We start from the raw sequence: 14,688 nt of genomic DNA on the forward strand, positions 1-14,688 counted from the left end.
GGGCGACTTTCCACAGCCTGTTAGTAATGGGGATAAACGCTGTCTGTTTTGCGAATCGCTTCAAACAAAAAACGGCGTCAGAGCTAAGTCTGACGCCGTATAAAGTCTTTGTCAAAGACGCTTAGAAGTTATGGCTGACTCGCGCATAGACATAGCGGCCATTAAAGCCGAACGGTGAGAAGCGCGTAAAGCCCAGCGTGCCGGTCGAGTTCAGATAGGCTGGTGTGGCTGTCGGATAGGTATCGAGCAGGTTATTGACCCCCAGTGTCACCGTGGTTTTTTCCGCAAAGGTGTAGCGCCCTTCGAGGTCAAGGATCGTCTTATTGCCCGTCGTGATGTCGTCAGCAGGCGTGGCCGCAGGCTCATAGGCGTCGCCATAATAGTTGGCACGCGCGGTCACACCCCAGGCACCGCCGGTCCAGTCAAGGCCTAAGCTGGCGCGATTTTCCGGTGTGCCGTTGGTGATGATATACTGGCGGATGCGGTTCAACAGTACCGGCGGCGGGGTAAGCGCCGTCAGTGTACCATTGGTCGGCAGTTTATCGATGGTCGTGTTGGCGCTGGTGGCGCTGAAGGTAAAGTCATAGCGGCCATAGCTTTCGGTGCTCAGGCGATAGGCGGCCACCAGATCAATGCCGGTCGTGGTGGTATCAAGGCCGTTGGTGAAGAAGCGGGCCTGAGTGACATTATAAGGTGCCAAAAGCGCTGTGATATCGGCACGGCCACCGAGGTTTTCGGTGAGGGCAATACGGTCCTGAATTTCGATCTGATAGCCATCGACGGTCAGTTCAAACGGCCCGCGTTTAGCGACAAAACCCAAAGCATAGTTGGTCGAGGTTTCAGCCTTAAGGTCTGAGGCCCCAAGGGCGCGGGCGACCGCGCTGGTGGCCGGGAAGGTGCCGGTTTCAAACGGCACGCCGCCGGTGAAGTTGGTTGAGGTTGCCGTGAAGTACTGCTGTTGTAACGATGGGGCGCGGAAGCCGGTAGAGACCGATCCGCGCACTGCAAAGATATCATTCAGGGCATAACGGGCCGATAATTTACCGGAAAGGTTCGATCCGAAATCGGAGTATTTCTCGGCACGGGCCGCACCGCTTACGGTCAGCTTTTCGGTCACCTCGGCTTCGAGGTCGATATAGGCCCCGATGCTGTCGCGATTAACATCAACTGCGTTGGCAGGCAGGAACCCACCGAAACCCTGTGCGCCGAGTGGGGCTGCCGTGATCGGGCCGCGGGCATAGGATTGTTCTTCGCCGGCTTTGATTTCAAAGCTTTCGTGGCGGGCTTCGATGCCGAGCGCCAGATTGAGCGGGCCGTGCAGGCCATTGACGTCGAAGGGCTTAGCGATCGATCCGTTCAGAACGATCTGATCATAGGCCAGGCCGCCGTCATTAAAGCTGCGCTTGGAGTTAGTGCCGTATGAGGCGTTGACGCTGTTGGACGTGGTATAATCCAGCTCATTGCGGCCATAGGTCAGGCTGAGGTCGGTCGCCCAATCGCCCCAGTTACCACGGATGCCGCCGGTGGCCGAATAGTCCTGAGTATCGACGCCGATCAGGGGCAGGAAGCCGTTGGGATAGATTGAGGCGATATTGGCAGCGGCGGCGGCCGGTGCGTAAACGCCGGTGCCGTTGTTCGGGCGGAAGAAGGCGGCACTTTCCGATTCGCGCTTTTGATAACCGGCATTGCCGTAAAGCTCGAAACCGTTGTCGAGCGGCAGGCCCGCGTTCGCAAACAGGGTCGCGTCCTCAACTGCCGGGTCGCCGTAGCGTGAGGTGACCGAGGCCGGTGTGACGCGCGGATCGTTATCGCCACGGCTGGTCGGGCGGCGCTTTTTCAGTTCGCCGGAGACGGTCAGGAAGCCGTCTTCGCCCAGCGGCAGGCCTTTCCAGCCGCTGACCACATAGGTCTGGCCGTCGCGGGCATCGCGGCTTTGGCGGGCGGTTTCAACCTCAGTGTAATACTGGCCGAAGCTGGCCGTGACATTGCCACCGTCGCGGGCTTCGCGCAGACGAAGATTGACAACCCCGGCAATGGCGTCCGAGCCGTACTGTGCCGAGGCCCCGTCACGTAGGATCTCAATCGTGCCCAGCGCTGAGGTCGGAATGGTATTCAGATCCACGGCTGCGGAGCCGCGCCCGACGGAACCATTGATGTTGACCAGAGCCGAGGTGTGGCGACGCTTACCATTGACCAGCACCAGAGTCTGATCCGGCGACAAACCGCGCAGCGTGGCCGGACGGACATTATCCGTGCCGTCGGTGGCTGACGGGCGCGGGAAGGTCAGGGCGGGGGCCAGGGTAGACAGGGCCTGTGCCAGTTCGGTTGAGCCCTGACGGTTCAGGCTGTCGCTTTTGATGACATCGACCGGGGCAAGGGTATTGAGGCGCGACCGTGGGGCGGCGCGCGAGCCGGTGACGACCACTTCGGTGACGGCCTCATCAGCCGTGGCGACGTCCTGGGCCGTGGCGGTAAACGCGGTCAGGGAGAGCACAAGGGCGGTGGAGGCAATGAATGATTTGGACATGGGGGAGGCTCCAAATGTGGAAAAAACGTGATGATAAGATGGCCTTAAGGTGTGCGGTCATAGGCCGATTTAAAGAGCCCTGTATGTGTAATTGTTTTGTGATCACAGATTAGAATTTCTAATCGGGGTGCAAGCGATTTTTAAAATATGATTATTTTCAATTTGTTATGAGTGCGATTTGCGCATGGGTTTGATTTTGCAGCGCTAATATAAAACTAAAAAGATAGGAAATTGTGACAAATGGGTAACGGATACGCGTGATGTGCTTCAGGTCTTTAAGTCATAATTGAAGCTAATCGATGTGCGATGTGTTGCGGCCCGATTGGTTGCCACTTCATGACGCAGCCAGCTTTCCCAGATTAGCAATGTGCCGCGTTGAGGGGCGATCGGAACGCTGATCTGACGATGGGGGCGGGCATTGGCGGTGCGCATCGGCGCGTGCATCATGAAGCCCAGTCTGGGGTCTTCGAACTGCAAGGCACCGGAGCCATTCGGGACATTGATATAGAGCGTGCCGGAAAAAACGCTGTGGGGGTGAATATGGCCGGTATGGGCACCGCCCGGTGCCAGTCGGTTGACCCACATATTGGTAAGTTCAAGCGTACCACCGCGCAAATCCATCTCCAGCATCTTGGCGACGGCCAGCATCTGGACATTCAGAACGGATTTCAGGTCGGCAAATGCCGGATCAAAAGCCACAAGGTCATCTATGGAGCCATACGAGGTGTAGCCGATATAACCCTGCCGGTCTGCCCAGCCCTTACCTTCGGCGTCCTGGCTCGCCATTTTCTCGCAGACTTTGTCCAGTTGCACGATCAGGCTGTCAAGCCCGGTGCCACCCAATTCGGTACGATAGACTTCGGTGACGAAGAGCGGCGTCAAGGTGGCGGCGGCTGGAAGTTCGCGCATATTTTGTTTTCCCTGTAGAGCCGCAGAATATAAAAAACCCCTGAAACCGCAAGGCTTCAGGGGTAATTTAGTACGTCTTAAACTAAGACTTAGGCGTCGTAATCGGCGTCGGCACCAGCCTGACCGGCACCGCCTTCGATCATGTCGGCCGCAGCGGCTTCATCAGCCAGACGGTCTTCTTCGAATTGCGACGTAATGACGTTTTCGCCAGCCGCCTGACGCTCAGCTTCATCAGCCGAACGCGCAATATTGACGGTGATGGTGATCGACACTTCGGAGTGCAGGCGCACCTTGATCGCATGAACGCCCAGAGTCTTGATCGGGGTATCCAGGCTGATTTGGCTACGCTCGACCTTGCCGCCGTTCTCAGCGATGGCATCAGCCACGTCGCGGGCGGTGACCGAACCGTAAAGCTGACCGGTTTCGCCAGCCTGACGGATCAGGATGTATTGCGAACCATCAAGCTCAGAGCCTTGCTTCTCAGCGGCGGCCTTGGCAGCGGTGTTACGGGCAACGATCTGTTCCTTTTGGGCCTCAAAGACCTTCAGGTTGGCAGACGTGGCGCGCAGGGCCTTGTGGCGGGGGAGGAGGAAGTTACGGGCAAAACCGTCCTTAACGGCGACAACGTCACCGATATGGCCAAGGTTTTCAACGCGTTCCAGCAGAACTACTTTCATGTGGGGCGCTCCTTACTTCACAACGTAGGGCAGCAGGGCAAGGAAGCGGGCGCGCTTGATGGCCTTGGCCAGTTCACGTTGCTTCTTTTGCGATACCGCGGTGATACGCGAAGGGACGATCTTGCCACGCTCAGAGATATAGCGTTGCATCAGCTTAACGTCCTTATAGTCGATCTTCGGCGCGTTTTCACCCGAGAACGGGCAAACCTTGCGGCGGCGGAAGAACGGACGGCGGGCCGGAGCGTTGCCGACGGGCGTGCCGATAGTTGGGTTGGTATCATCAGACATCTGTCAAGCTCCCTTATTCTGCGAATTCGCCGGCCGGGGCGCGGTCAGAACGCTCAGGGCGTTCCGGACGGTCACGACGGGACAGGACGGGCGACAGTTCGAGGTCAAGTTCCTCGACGCGAATGGTCAGGTAGCGGATGACGTCTTCGTTGATCGACAACTGACGTTCCATTTCCTTGACGGCAGGCGCCGGTGCGTCGATCGCCAGCAGCGAGTAGTGCGCTTTGCGGTTCTTCTTGACGCGGTAGGTCAGGTTGCGAAGACCCCAGTATTCGATCTTAGCGACGGAACCGCCACCTTCTTCGATCAAAGCTTTCAGGGTGTCGTTGAGAGCTTCCGCCTGCTGAGGCGAAATATCTTGTCGTGCCATGACGACATGTTCGTAATAGGCCATATCTATCCTCTTCCGTAGGGGCGAGAGGTGGCACGCAGGGCGGACGGAAGGTTCCGCCCCTCGCGACGGTTCATAGCCGCATACGGCTTATGACCACCTCTCAGGGAGCGCGGGCTTTACTGCATAAGGCTCGGTTTGGCAAGGTAAAACCTCCAAACTCAAATTTTGAGTTTGGCAAGGGCAAGCTCCCGCCGCCGCCTTTGCGGCGAACCTGACTTAAAACAACCTTTTATTTTTTCAGTTTCTGAGCGGCTTCCAGCATCTTCATCGGGTGTGATACGCCGTCACCGGCTTCGTGGGTGGCGTAAATCTTATTATCCGGTGTGATCAGATAGGATACCCGCGCGGCCATGTTCACGGCAGCCATCTTGGCATCATAGGCCTTGGCGACCTTGGCGTCAGTGTCTGCGGCAACCGGGAACTTGCCCTGGCAGTCGGCCTTGGAAAATTCGGTGACTTTCTGGATCGTATCGGTGGAAACACCAATAACCGTGACATTCAGAGCCTTAAACTTTGGCATATTGTCGGCAAAGGTGCGGGCCTCAAGTGAGCAGACCCCCGTGAAAGCCTTGGGATAGAAATAAACGACGACGGGGCCCTTTTTCAGGCTGTCCTTGAGCGAAAAGGCGCCCGTCTTGCCGTCGGTGGCCGTGGCCAGCTTGAAGTCCGGGGCCTTATCGCCCGCCTTAAGCGCGGCAAGGGCGGGGGATGCGGCAACAGCCAGAGACAGGGATGTGGCCAGGGCCGCACACACGAATGTAGTTCTGGATAGTGACATGGGGCTTTCCTCCGGATTTTGCACGTACCGCTACACGTACCGCTAACGGCTTTTAGTTACTGATACGTCTTAAATACGTTTTGGACGACTCCGAAGTTACATATTCTCCAGATATTCAGTCTTTCTGATAGGGGGGATTATGTGTTTCGAGGAAGGTCACAACGCTTTCCAGCGTCTGAACACGCGTTGGCTCCTTTGACAGCCAGTGATCTTCGGCCTTGAGGGCTATATATTCCACCGGCTTTCCTGCCTTTTGCAGGGCGTCGCGCATGCGGTAGCTTTGGTCGACCGGTACGACATCATCGTCTTTACCGTGGATCAGAAGAACGGGGATGGTTACCTTTGCGGCCTGCTGGGCGGGGGAGACTGCATCCCAGCCGCTTTCATCGCCCATGAAACGCTTCCAGTACAGAACCGTGGAGGCGTTCTTATCCATGCCATTTTCCATGATTTCCCACTTTACCATGGCCGTAAGGTCGGAAACGCCGGCAATCGCGGCCGCGCATCTATAGACGCCGGTATCGATGGCCGCTCCGGCCAGAGAGGCATACCCTCCATAGGAGGCACCCATGATGCAGGTGCGCTTCGGGTCGATCAGGCCTTCCTTAGCCAGATGGCGCACACCGTCCGACAAATCAGTCTGCATCTTGCGGCCCCATTGCCCGTGTCCGGCTTTAGTAAAGTCTTCGCCGTATCCACTGGAGCCGCGGAAATTAGGTTGCAGCACCACATAGCCGCGGGAGGCCAGGGCCTGTCCCATCCAGTCGAAGCCAAACGTATCGTGACTTTGCGGCCCGCCGTGCGGCAGGACGATCAATGGCAGGTCTTGCGCATCCCGGCCTGGCGGCAGGGTGATGAGGGCGGAGATTTCGAGCCCGTCAGCGGCTTTGTATTTTATCAGCTTTTGTTCAGCGACCCATTCGCTGGGGACTTGTGGCCGAGTTTCGCCGACAATCTTGAACTTACCGGTCGCAAAGTCGATAAAATAGTAAGTACCGGGATCGTCCTTGCCTTCGCCATAGATGATCACTTTTAACGGGTTATCTGCATATCCGACAATGTTCTTGATGGTGTAACCGGCCATCGCTTTATCGATCAGCTTCGGTAGTTTGGCCATAACCGGGTCATAAAAACTATAGGTCGTGCCCCCTTCGCCGTAATTGGCAAATCCGGCCAAGACCTGAGTCTGAGGATGGAATATGGCCGAGCGGCTATTGCCGTCGATCTCCAGCGCTTCACTGAAAACGCCTTCAGGGCTGACTTCGTAATAATCGCCAGCCTTGGGGCCGGAATCCATATAAACCAGCAAGGATTTACCGTCGCGACCGAGTCCTACGAGCGAGGGGTAATCAATAGCTTCCTTCTGGGTGAATATGACACTCCATCGCTTGTTCTGGCGATAGCGCAGGGTCCATACCTTGCTGTCCCAGTCGAACTCTGAGCGGGCAATCAACTCTCCGTCGGGTGTCAGTACCCAGTTCCTAATGCCGTGCGGGTCTTCGTCAATCCTGAAGCCTTTGCCGGTGGTTAAGGAAAAACCGTAAAGGCTGCGGAAGCCATCGACATCAAGCTTGACGTTGGAAGCGGTGACCCGGTAGCCTTTATCGCTCTTGATGCGATTGAAGTTGCCCATAACGATCGGAGAGAAAAGCTCCATATCCTGATACATGAGGAAACGCTTACCGGCATGGACATCCAGAATGTAGCCTTGCGCATATTCGTTGCGATCACCTTGAAAGGCGCGAATATTGGCGGTGGTTGAGGTAATCAGTACGATCCGGTCATCATCGCCCCAGAACAGGTTGCGCAGCTTCGATTTTTCCATGATCAGCCCGGCTGATTTGCCCGTCGTCAGATCGTAATCGAAGATAGCGCGCTCGCCGCCATGATCCTTGATAAGGGCGACACGCTCGCCATTGGGCGATAAGGCGACGTTTTCAATGTCCGGCAGCTTGCCAAACGCGCTCAGGGGCGGGGGCGCGCCGAGCTTGTTATCTGGGTTTGCGTTTGGGGTTTGCGCCGATACGGCCACCGCCATGCACAGCGTAACCGCGGATGCGGTCAGCGTTTTTAAGTATGACATCATTATGCATATCCCCCAACCCGAACGCCTTGAACTTAAACTGAAATGTTGGCGTAAGTTTTAAATTATCCATGTAAACATATACATATCCTTAAAGGTCGCATCAAGTGGAAATAGGGTGTTTTGTCACCGTGCGTTGAGTGTGAGCTGGGCCGGTCAAACCGGCTAGTGATGGGTTGAGACAGCCAGCCAGATGGCGGTCACCGCCAGCAGGCCTGACAGGACGCGCCGGATTTTTACCATACGGGCCTCATTGGCGAGGAACGATCCGGCCTGTGTGCCGGTGATGACGATGACGGCATGGATGACTGTGGCGATGGCCACATAGATCAGTGTCAGGGTGAGGCTTTGCGGCAAGGTTTCGCGGCCGGGATCAATAAACTGGGGCAGGGTCGCTATATAGAAGACGGCGGCCTTGGGGTTCAGCAGGTTGGTGATCAGGCCACGCCGGAAATAGGTTGTTCCCGTGGATTTGGTATCGGTAATATGGGGCGAGGTCTCATTCGCTGAGCGCCATCCGTCCCATGCCAGCCACAACAGATAAAAAACGCCGGCCCAGCGTAGTATCTGATACGCGGTGTCGTTCGACTGGATAAACACCGCAAGTCCCGTCGCCGCCAACAGGCCCGCTAGCAACAGACCCAGAGCGATGCCAAAGATCAATGCAAACCCGGCGGCCCGCCCGCGCGACAGGGCGGTTATAGCAATATAGCCCATGTTCGGCCCTGGGGTCAGTTCAATTAAAAGGGCGGTGAAAGCAAAGGCTAAGAGGTTAATCATCGGTCGTATCCGTCTGGTACGGCACCATGCCCCGAAACGGCGGTTGGGGGAAGCTGATGTGCGGGTTTGCCTTTTTGCTTGCTCCGTCCGTTTATTTGACCTAACCCAAGGCCCCTCAAACAGACTCTAAACGGGGCCTTATTATTCATGACACTTGCCTTTGTATTTCCCGGTCAGGGCAGCCAGACTGTCGGCATGGGATCAGATCTTGCCGATAATTTTCAGGCCGCGCGTGAGGTTTTCGCTGAGGTCGATGACGCTTTGGGGCAAAAGCTGTCCCAATTGATGCGCGAAGGGCCGGAAAGCGACCTGACCCTGACGGAGAATGCCCAGCCCGCCCTGATGGCCGTCTCTATGGCGGTTGTACGCGTTCTGAAGGCTGATTTCGGGGTGGATATCGCAAAGGCCGCGTTCGTGGCGGGGCATTCTTTGGGGGAATATTCGGCACTGGCGGCGGCAGAGGCCTTTAGCCTGACCGACACAGCCCGTCTGTTGAAGCTGCGCGGTCAGGCTATGCAGCGGGCCGTGCCGGTTGGCGTCGGGGCTATGGCCGCCCTGATCGGTAAGGCTGATCTTGAACTGGCCGAAGCCGCCTGTCAGGCCGGATCGTCGGCGGGCGTGGTGGTCGTCGCCAATGACAACAATGCCGGTCAGATTGTGATTTCCGGCGCCAAGGCGGCCGTTGAACTGGCTATTGAAAAAGCCAAGGAACTGGGCGCCAAGGCGATGCTGCTCAATGTATCGGCACCGTTCCATTGTCCACTGATGCAGCCGGCCGCCGATGAGATGCAGGTAGCCCTTGGCAAGGTCACGATTTTGCAACCGAAATCGACTCTGGTCGCCAATGTCAGCGCCCGCCCGGTCAGCGATGTGGCGCAGATCGCCCCGCTTCTGGTTGAGCAGGTGACGGGCCGTGTCCGCTGGCGCGAAAGCGTGCAGTGGCTGTCGGGTGAGGGGGCGGTGACGCAATTTGCGGAACTGGGCGCGGGTAAGGTTTTGACCGGCATGATCAAGCGGATTGCCCCCGATGCGACCGCCTTAGCGCTTAATAACGCGGCCGATTTTGAAGCCTTTGCGGCTTCGCTCTGAGAATTTGTGAGGAACCGAATGTTTGATCTGTCTAACAAAACCGCTCTGGTGACCGGCGCCACGGGTGGCCTTGGGGCCTCGATAGCGCGTGCCCTGCATAGCCAAGGCGCTAATGTGGTGCTGTCCGGCACCCGCGAAGCCGTTTTGCAGGAACTGGCGTCTAAACTGGGCGAGCGCGCCTTTGTGGCGGCGTGTAATCTGTCTGATTCTGCCGAAGTCGATGGCCTGATGGCCAAGGCCGAAGCGGCTGCCGGCTCGCCGGTCGATATTCTGGTTTCCAATGCCGGTCTGACGCGCGATGGCCTGTTGATGCGCATGAAGGATGAAGACTGGGAAACGGTTATAAAGGTCAACTTAGAAGCCTATTTCCGCCTGTCGCGTTCGGCCATGAAGGGCATGATGAAGCGCCGTTTTGGCCGCATCATCGGCATTGCTTCGGTCGTGGGCGTGACTGGCAACCCAGGTCAGGCCAACTATGCCGCCTCTAAGGCCGGTATGATCGGCTTTTCCAAGGCCTTGGCTCAGGAAGTGGCGTCACGCAATATCACCGTCAATACGGTCGCCCCTGGCTTTATCGCTTCTCCGATGACCGATGTGCTCAATGACGCGCAGCGCGATGCCATTCTGACCAAGATACCCGCCGGAAAGCTGGGGGAGGGCAGCGATATCGCCGCAGCCTGCGTTTATCTGGCGAGCGTTGAGGCGGGTTATGTCACCGGCCAGACCCTTCACGTCAACGGCGGTATGGCGATGATTTAAGCGGCGTTTAGCCACTCGTTTTATCAAAAGCTTTTGTGTCGTAAAATAGTGTGTTACGCAGCGCAGTTAAATTCGCTTGAATCCTTACACCTGTATGGCTACAAGCAAACGCCTAGAATCTTAGTTAAGTTTCTTAAGCGGCCCTCGCGGCCAAGTTTTTAAACCTCTAGAGGGCCTAAAATGTCTGAAGTTCTTGAACGTGTTCGTAAGATCGTAATCGACCATCTGGATGCCGATCCGGACAAGGTCACGGATAAGGCGAGCTTTATCGACGATCTGGAAGCCGACAGCCTCGACATCGTCGAGCTGGTTATGGCTTTCGAAGAAGAGTTCGACATCGAAATTCCCGACGATTCCGCTGAGCACATCCTCACGGTCGGTGATGCGGTGAACTATATTCAGGAAAAGCTTTCCGCTTAATCCTGTTAAGGTGAAATAGGGCGCGGCTCTGCTTGGGTGCAGGGCCGCGTCATGTCTATCGGGCATGGCTTTGCCCAAAGTTCTAAGGATACGCATATGGCTCGTCGCGTCGTGATTACTGGCGTTGGTCTGTTGACCCCGCTGGGGCATGGGACCGAAATTTCGTGGAAGCGTCTGCTGGAAGGCAAGTCCGGCGCAGGCCCGATCACCGCCTTCGATACGACCGACTATGCCTGCACCGTCGCCTGTGAAATCCCGACCGTAGATGGTCGCGGTGGTGGTGGCCCGGACATCGAAGGCTCGTTTGATGCCTCGAAAGTCCTGTCCAATAAAGAGCGCCGCAAGGTTGACGATTTTATCCTGTACGCGATTGCCGCCGCCGATGAAGCGCTGAGCGATGCCAACTGGCACCCCGAATCCGAAGAGGATCAGGTGCGCACCGGCGTGATGATCGGCTCCGGCATTGGCGGTCTGGGCGTTATCGCCGCCACTGCGCTTGAGCTTAAGGAAAAAGGCCCCAAGCGTATTTCGCCCTTCTTTATTCCGTCATCCCTTATCAATCTGGCGTCGGGGCAGGTGTCGATCCGGCACGGCCTGAAAGGGCCTAACCATTCGGTCGTGACCGCCTGTGCGACCGGAGCCCACGCGATTGGTGATGCGGCCCGCCTGATCAAATACGGCGACGCTGATGTCATGGTCGCTGGTGGGGCTGAATCGGCCATTGTGCCGGTAGGTATTGCAGGCTTTATTGCCTGCCGCGCCCTGTGTACCGCCTTTAATGATGCACCGGAAAAGGCCTCTCGCCCTTATGACAAAGACCGCGATGGCTTTGTCATGGGTGAGGGCGCGGGTATTCTGGTGCTCGAAGAATATGAACATGCCAAGGCGCGCGGCGCCAAGATCTATGCCGAAGTATTGGGCTATGGCCTGTCGGGCGACGCCTATCACATCACCGCCCCGTCCGAAGATGGTGATGGCGGTTTTCGTGCTATGAGCTTGGCGCTCAAAGATGCGGGCATCTCAGCGACTGAGATCGACTATGTCAATTCGCACGGCACCTCGACTATGGCTGATGGCATTGAGTTGAAAGCCATCGAGAAATTCCTGGGCGAACGTGCAGCCACCGGCACGGTGTCGTCGACCAAATCCGCTATCGGCCACCTCTTGGGCGCGGCTGGCGCCGTTGAGGCCGCGTTCTGCGCACTGGCCATACGCGATCAGATTGCCCCGCCGACCATCAACCTCGACAATCCGGATGTTGAAACCCCCATCGATCTGGTGCCCAATAAGGCCAAGCCTATGAAGATCGATAAGGTTATGTCAAACTCCTTCGGATTCGGGGGCACTAACGCCGCGCTCATATTGGGTAAGGTCGACTAACCATGACGAAAAAAGGCAGGCCGGCCAAACCGCGAAAAGCCAAGCGTTTGATTGCGCCGGTTGCGGGCCTGTTGTCGGGATTGTTTCTGCTGTTTCTGGCCGTGCTGCTGGGCGTCTATGCTCAGGCGTTTGGCCCGGGGCCGGTGGCGCGGGACAATGCTGAGGTGACCTCGGTGTCGCTCAAGCAGGGCATGGGCGTTATCGCCATTGCCAAAACCCTTAAAAGTGCGGGCGTTATCCGCTCTGAAACCGCATTTCGTCTGGCCGCCAAGGTCAGCGGCCGTGATAATGCCATGCGCGCCGGCACCTATGAATTTGATAGCCGCCAGCCCTTGTTCAGCGTTCTGAAACAGATCCAGGACGGCAAGGTCGTGCAGCACTTCGTCACCATCCCCGAAGGCCGCACCTCGGCTCAGGCCGTGCGGATTCTTATGGCGGTTGAGGCGTTAAAGGGCGATGTCGACATCCCACCCGAAGGTTCGGTGCTGCCGGAGACCTATCAGTATGAGCCCGGTGAGACCCGTCAGGCTGTGCTTGACCGGATGCTGGACGCGGGCCGCAAGACTTTGAACGATCTGTGGGCCAAACGTAAGCCGGGTCTGCCGATCAATACACCCGAAGAAGCGCTGATACTGGCGTCTGTGGTCGAAAAAGAAACTGGTATTGCTGAGGAGCGCCCGCGGGTCGCGGCCGTGTTCGTCAACCGTCTGCGCAAGGGTATGCGGCTGGAGTCCGATCCGACTGTGGTTTACGGTGTCTCCAAAGGTGAACCGCTGGGGCGGGGCCTGCGCCGGTCAGAATTGGATACGGCGACACCGTGGAACACCTATCTGATTTCGCGCCTGCCGATCACGCCAATTGCTAATCCTGGTAAGGCGTCCATTAAGGCTGTGCTCAATCCGGCCCAGACCAATGATATATTCTTTGTCGCTGATGGCACGGGTGGTCATGTTTTTGCCGAAACCTATGATCAGCATCTGGTCAATGTCGCCAACTGGCGCAAGATCGAGAACCAGCCGCGCGATTCTGCCGTCACGGCCCTGAGCAGCAAAGCCAACTAAAAAGGAATTTGCGCATGGCGCTTTATAGCATGACTGGCTTTGCCAGACGCGATGGCCGTCATAGCGATGATTTGGGTGAAACGCGCTGGACGATTGAGGTGCGCTCCGTCAATGGCCGCAGCCTTGATGTCAAATGCCGCTATCCGGCAGGCTATGAGCATCTGGATCGGCTGGCCAAAGAGCTGTGCAAGGTCAAGTTTCAGCGCGGGCAGATTGCGGTGAATTTTCAAATCAGCACGGATGCCCCCAGAGCTGCGGTGACGATCAATGAATCCATGATTGATTTTTATCTGCGCGCTGGCGATGAGTTGATCAAAAGCGGCCGCGTTAAGCCGCCGCGCTGGGATGGATTATTGTCGCTGCGCGGGGTGTTGGAAACGGCGGCGGACGACGATACGGTTGATGAGGGACGGGCGTTTGAAGCCAGTCTGATTGACGATCTGAATAGTGTACTTGAAGACCTTAAAGCCGCGCGTGGCCATGAGGGCGAGGCGCTGTTGCACATCCTCAACCACCATCTGGAAACCCTAACCATTGCGCGCCATGATGCCGAGGCGCTCGCCGGACAACAGTTGACGCACATCCGCGAACGCTTTGAGCGCCGCCTGACGGAGATCATGGGCGATACGGCTGAGTTTCAGGATCGCATCCTGCAGGAAGCGGCGGTGCTGGGCGTTAAGGCTGATGTGACCGAAGAACTGGATCGTCTGCGGGCCCATATCGAGGCGGCCCATGCCTTGTTGGGGGCGGAAACCTCACAGGGCCGTAAGCTCGATTTTCTGGCGCAGGAATTTATGCGCGAAGCCAATACTTTGTGCTCCAAATCGACCCTGACCGAACTTACAAGCATCGGTCTGAATTTAAAATCAACGATTGATCAGTTTCGTGAGCAAATCCAGAATGTTGAATAATCCCCGCATCCGCCGTGGCCTTATGCTGATCGTCGTCGCCCCGTCAGGCGCGGGTAAGACGTCGCTATGTCGCCGCCTGATGGCCGATCACGAAGATCTGGATTTGTCGATTTCGGTGACCACCCGTGCCCCGCGTCCGGGGGAGGAGCATGGGCGTGATTATCACTTTATCAGCGATGCCCAGATGGATGAATTGATTGCCCAGGATGCCTTGCTGGAGACCGCAGCGGTGCATGAGTTTCGCTACGGCACCCCACGCGAGCCGGTCGAAAAGGCGTTATCTCAGGGCAAAAACGTTTTGTTCGATATCGACTGGCAAGGGGCGCAGCGCATTTCGGTCAAGGCCCCGTCCGATGTGGTGCGGGTATTCATCCTGCCACCGTCAATGTCTGAGCTTAAGCGTCGATTGGTCGCGCGGGCTCAGGACGGCATGGATGTAATTGAGCGACGCCTAAGCCGGGCCAAGGGTGAAATCGCCCATTGGGCCGAATATGATTATGTCATTCTCAATGATGATTTTGACCGTTCCTATGCTGAACTAGCCCACATCTATCACGCTGAAGCAGCGCGACGGTCGCGCGGTTTGTGGATTGCACCGTTTGTCGATGAGTTGATGGGGGAAATTATTTAAT

General features: G+C 56.9%; 15 protein-coding genes. 7 read left to right on the top strand and 8 right to left on the bottom strand.

Annotated features, from left to right (window positions below; genetic code table 11):
* Nucleotides 1–121: 121 nt before the first annotated feature.
* The 8 genes from IE102_RS13810 to IE102_RS13845 all read right to left on the bottom strand — a co-directional run bounded on the left by IE102_RS13810 (nucleotide 122) and on the right by IE102_RS13845 (nucleotide 8,436).
* Nucleotides 122–2,527, bottom strand: a complete 2,406-nt coding sequence (locus tag IE102_RS13810; protein WP_189487660.1) for a TonB-dependent receptor plug domain-containing protein — start codon at nucleotides 2,525–2,527, stop codon at nucleotides 122–124.
* A 267-nt stretch (nucleotides 2,528–2,794) separates the two neighbouring features.
* Nucleotides 2,795–3,436 carry a TIGR02466 family protein gene (locus IE102_RS13815; RefSeq protein ID WP_189487662.1) on the bottom strand — a complete coding sequence of 214 codons (642 nt, stop codon included), beginning with the start codon at nucleotides 3,434–3,436 and terminating at the stop codon, nucleotides 2,795–2,797.
* An 89-nt stretch (nucleotides 3,437–3,525) separates the two neighbouring features.
* Nucleotides 3,526–4,113 (bottom strand): 50S ribosomal protein L9, encoded by a 588-nt coding sequence (rplI, locus tag IE102_RS13820; protein ID WP_189487663.1) that lies wholly within the window; start codon nucleotides 4,111–4,113, stop codon nucleotides 3,526–3,528.
* Between the two features lie 12 nt (nucleotides 4,114–4,125).
* A complete protein-coding gene (gene rpsR, locus IE102_RS13825) occupies nucleotides 4,126–4,401 on the bottom strand; it encodes a 30S ribosomal protein S18 (RefSeq protein ID WP_189487665.1) in 276 nt (91 codons plus the stop codon).
* A 13-nt stretch (nucleotides 4,402–4,414) separates the two neighbouring features.
* Entirely contained in the window at nucleotides 4,415–4,795 is a 381-nt protein-coding gene (gene rpsF, locus IE102_RS13830; RefSeq protein ID WP_189487667.1) for a 30S ribosomal protein S6, read from the bottom strand.
* A 229-nt stretch (nucleotides 4,796–5,024) separates the two neighbouring features.
* Complete coding sequence (locus tag IE102_RS13835) at nucleotides 5,025–5,573, bottom strand: peroxiredoxin (RefSeq protein WP_189487669.1); 549 nt, start codon at nucleotides 5,571–5,573, stop codon at nucleotides 5,025–5,027.
* Nucleotides 5,574–5,688: 115 nt separating this feature from the next.
* Nucleotides 5,689–7,659, bottom strand: coding sequence for an alpha/beta hydrolase family protein (locus IE102_RS13840; RefSeq protein WP_189487672.1), 1,971 nt, complete (start codon nucleotides 7,657–7,659; stop codon nucleotides 5,689–5,691).
* 162 nt (nucleotides 7,660–7,821) lie between these two features.
* Complete coding sequence (locus tag IE102_RS13845) at nucleotides 7,822–8,436, bottom strand: LysE family translocator (protein WP_189487674.1); 615 nt, start codon at nucleotides 8,434–8,436, stop codon at nucleotides 7,822–7,824.
* 147 nt (nucleotides 8,437–8,583) lie between these two features.
* Between IE102_RS13845 and fabD the strand changes: the two genes are divergently transcribed.
* The 7 genes from fabD (at nucleotide 8,584) to gmk (ending at nucleotide 14,687) form a co-directional block, all read left to right on the top strand.
* Nucleotides 8,584–9,525 (top strand): ACP S-malonyltransferase, encoded by a 942-nt coding sequence (fabD, locus tag IE102_RS13850; RefSeq protein ID WP_189487676.1) that lies wholly within the window; start codon nucleotides 8,584–8,586, stop codon nucleotides 9,523–9,525.
* 18 nt (nucleotides 9,526–9,543) lie between these two features.
* On the top strand, nucleotides 9,544–10,284 hold the full coding sequence (fabG, locus tag IE102_RS13855; protein WP_189487678.1) for a 3-oxoacyl-[acyl-carrier-protein] reductase: 741 nt from the start codon (nucleotides 9,544–9,546) through the stop codon (nucleotides 10,282–10,284).
* Between the two features lie 180 nt (nucleotides 10,285–10,464).
* Entirely contained in the window at nucleotides 10,465–10,704 is a 240-nt protein-coding gene (locus IE102_RS13860; RefSeq protein ID WP_189487680.1) for an acyl carrier protein, read from the top strand.
* Between the two features lie 96 nt (nucleotides 10,705–10,800).
* Nucleotides 10,801–12,084, top strand: a complete 1,284-nt coding sequence (gene fabF, locus IE102_RS13865; RefSeq protein WP_189487682.1) for a beta-ketoacyl-ACP synthase II — start codon at nucleotides 10,801–10,803, stop codon at nucleotides 12,082–12,084.
* Nucleotides 12,085–12,086: 2 nt separating this feature from the next.
* A complete protein-coding gene (mltG, locus tag IE102_RS13870; protein WP_189487684.1) occupies nucleotides 12,087–13,145 on the top strand; it encodes an endolytic transglycosylase MltG in 1,059 nt (352 codons plus the stop codon).
* A 14-nt stretch (nucleotides 13,146–13,159) separates the two neighbouring features.
* A complete protein-coding gene (locus IE102_RS13875; protein ID WP_189487686.1) occupies nucleotides 13,160–14,056 on the top strand; it encodes a YicC/YloC family endoribonuclease in 897 nt (298 codons plus the stop codon).
* Nucleotides 14,046–14,687, top strand: a complete 642-nt coding sequence (gene gmk / locus IE102_RS13880; RefSeq protein ID WP_189487688.1) for a guanylate kinase — start codon at nucleotides 14,046–14,048, stop codon at nucleotides 14,685–14,687. Before IE102_RS13875 ends, gmk begins: the two co-directional genes overlap by 11 nt.
* Nucleotide 14,688 lies beyond the last annotated feature (1 nt).

This window comes from Asticcacaulis endophyticus, from assembly GCF_014652575.1.
GTDB classification, from domain to species: Bacteria; Pseudomonadota; Alphaproteobacteria; order Caulobacterales; family Caulobacteraceae; genus Asticcacaulis; species Asticcacaulis endophyticus.

Excerpts from the sequence above, each read along its gene's own strand:
- rplI (WP_189487663.1), bottom strand. The coding sequence starts at position 4,113 with ATGAAAGTAGTTCTGCTGGAACGCGTTGAAAACCTTGGCCATATCGGT.
- fabD (WP_189487676.1), top strand. The coding sequence starts at position 8,584 with ATGACACTTGCCTTTGTATTTCCCGGTCAGGGCAGCCAGACTGTCGGC.
- IE102_RS13835 (WP_189487669.1), bottom strand. The coding sequence starts at position 5,573 with ATGTCACTATCCAGAACTACATTCGTGTGTGCGGCCCTGGCCACATCC.
- mltG (WP_189487684.1), top strand. The coding sequence starts at position 12,087 with ATGACGAAAAAAGGCAGGCCGGCCAAACCGCGAAAAGCCAAGCGTTTG.
- fabG (WP_189487678.1), top strand. The coding sequence starts at position 9,544 with ATGTTTGATCTGTCTAACAAAACCGCTCTGGTGACCGGCGCCACGGGT.
- IE102_RS13860 (WP_189487680.1), top strand. The coding sequence starts at position 10,465 with ATGTCTGAAGTTCTTGAACGTGTTCGTAAGATCGTAATCGACCATCTG.
- rpsF (WP_189487667.1), bottom strand. The coding sequence starts at position 4,795 with ATGGCCTATTACGAACATGTCGTCATGGCACGACAAGATATTTCGCCT.
- IE102_RS13845 (WP_189487674.1), bottom strand. The coding sequence starts at position 8,436 with ATGATTAACCTCTTAGCCTTTGCTTTCACCGCCCTTTTAATTGAACTG.
- IE102_RS13815 (WP_189487662.1), bottom strand. The coding sequence starts at position 3,436 with ATGCGCGAACTTCCAGCCGCCGCCACCTTGACGCCGCTCTTCGTCACC.
- rpsR (WP_189487665.1), bottom strand. The coding sequence starts at position 4,401 with ATGTCTGATGATACCAACCCAACTATCGGCACGCCCGTCGGCAACGCT.
- gmk (WP_189487688.1), top strand. The coding sequence starts at position 14,046 with ATGTTGAATAATCCCCGCATCCGCCGTGGCCTTATGCTGATCGTCGTC.
- IE102_RS13840 (WP_189487672.1), bottom strand. The coding sequence starts at position 7,659 with ATGATGTCATACTTAAAAACGCTGACCGCATCCGCGGTTACGCTGTGC.
- IE102_RS13875 (WP_189487686.1), top strand. The coding sequence starts at position 13,160 with ATGGCGCTTTATAGCATGACTGGCTTTGCCAGACGCGATGGCCGTCAT.
- fabF (WP_189487682.1), top strand. The coding sequence starts at position 10,801 with ATGGCTCGTCGCGTCGTGATTACTGGCGTTGGTCTGTTGACCCCGCTG.
- IE102_RS13810 (WP_189487660.1), bottom strand. The coding sequence starts at position 2,527 with ATGTCCAAATCATTCATTGCCTCCACCGCCCTTGTGCTCTCCCTGACC.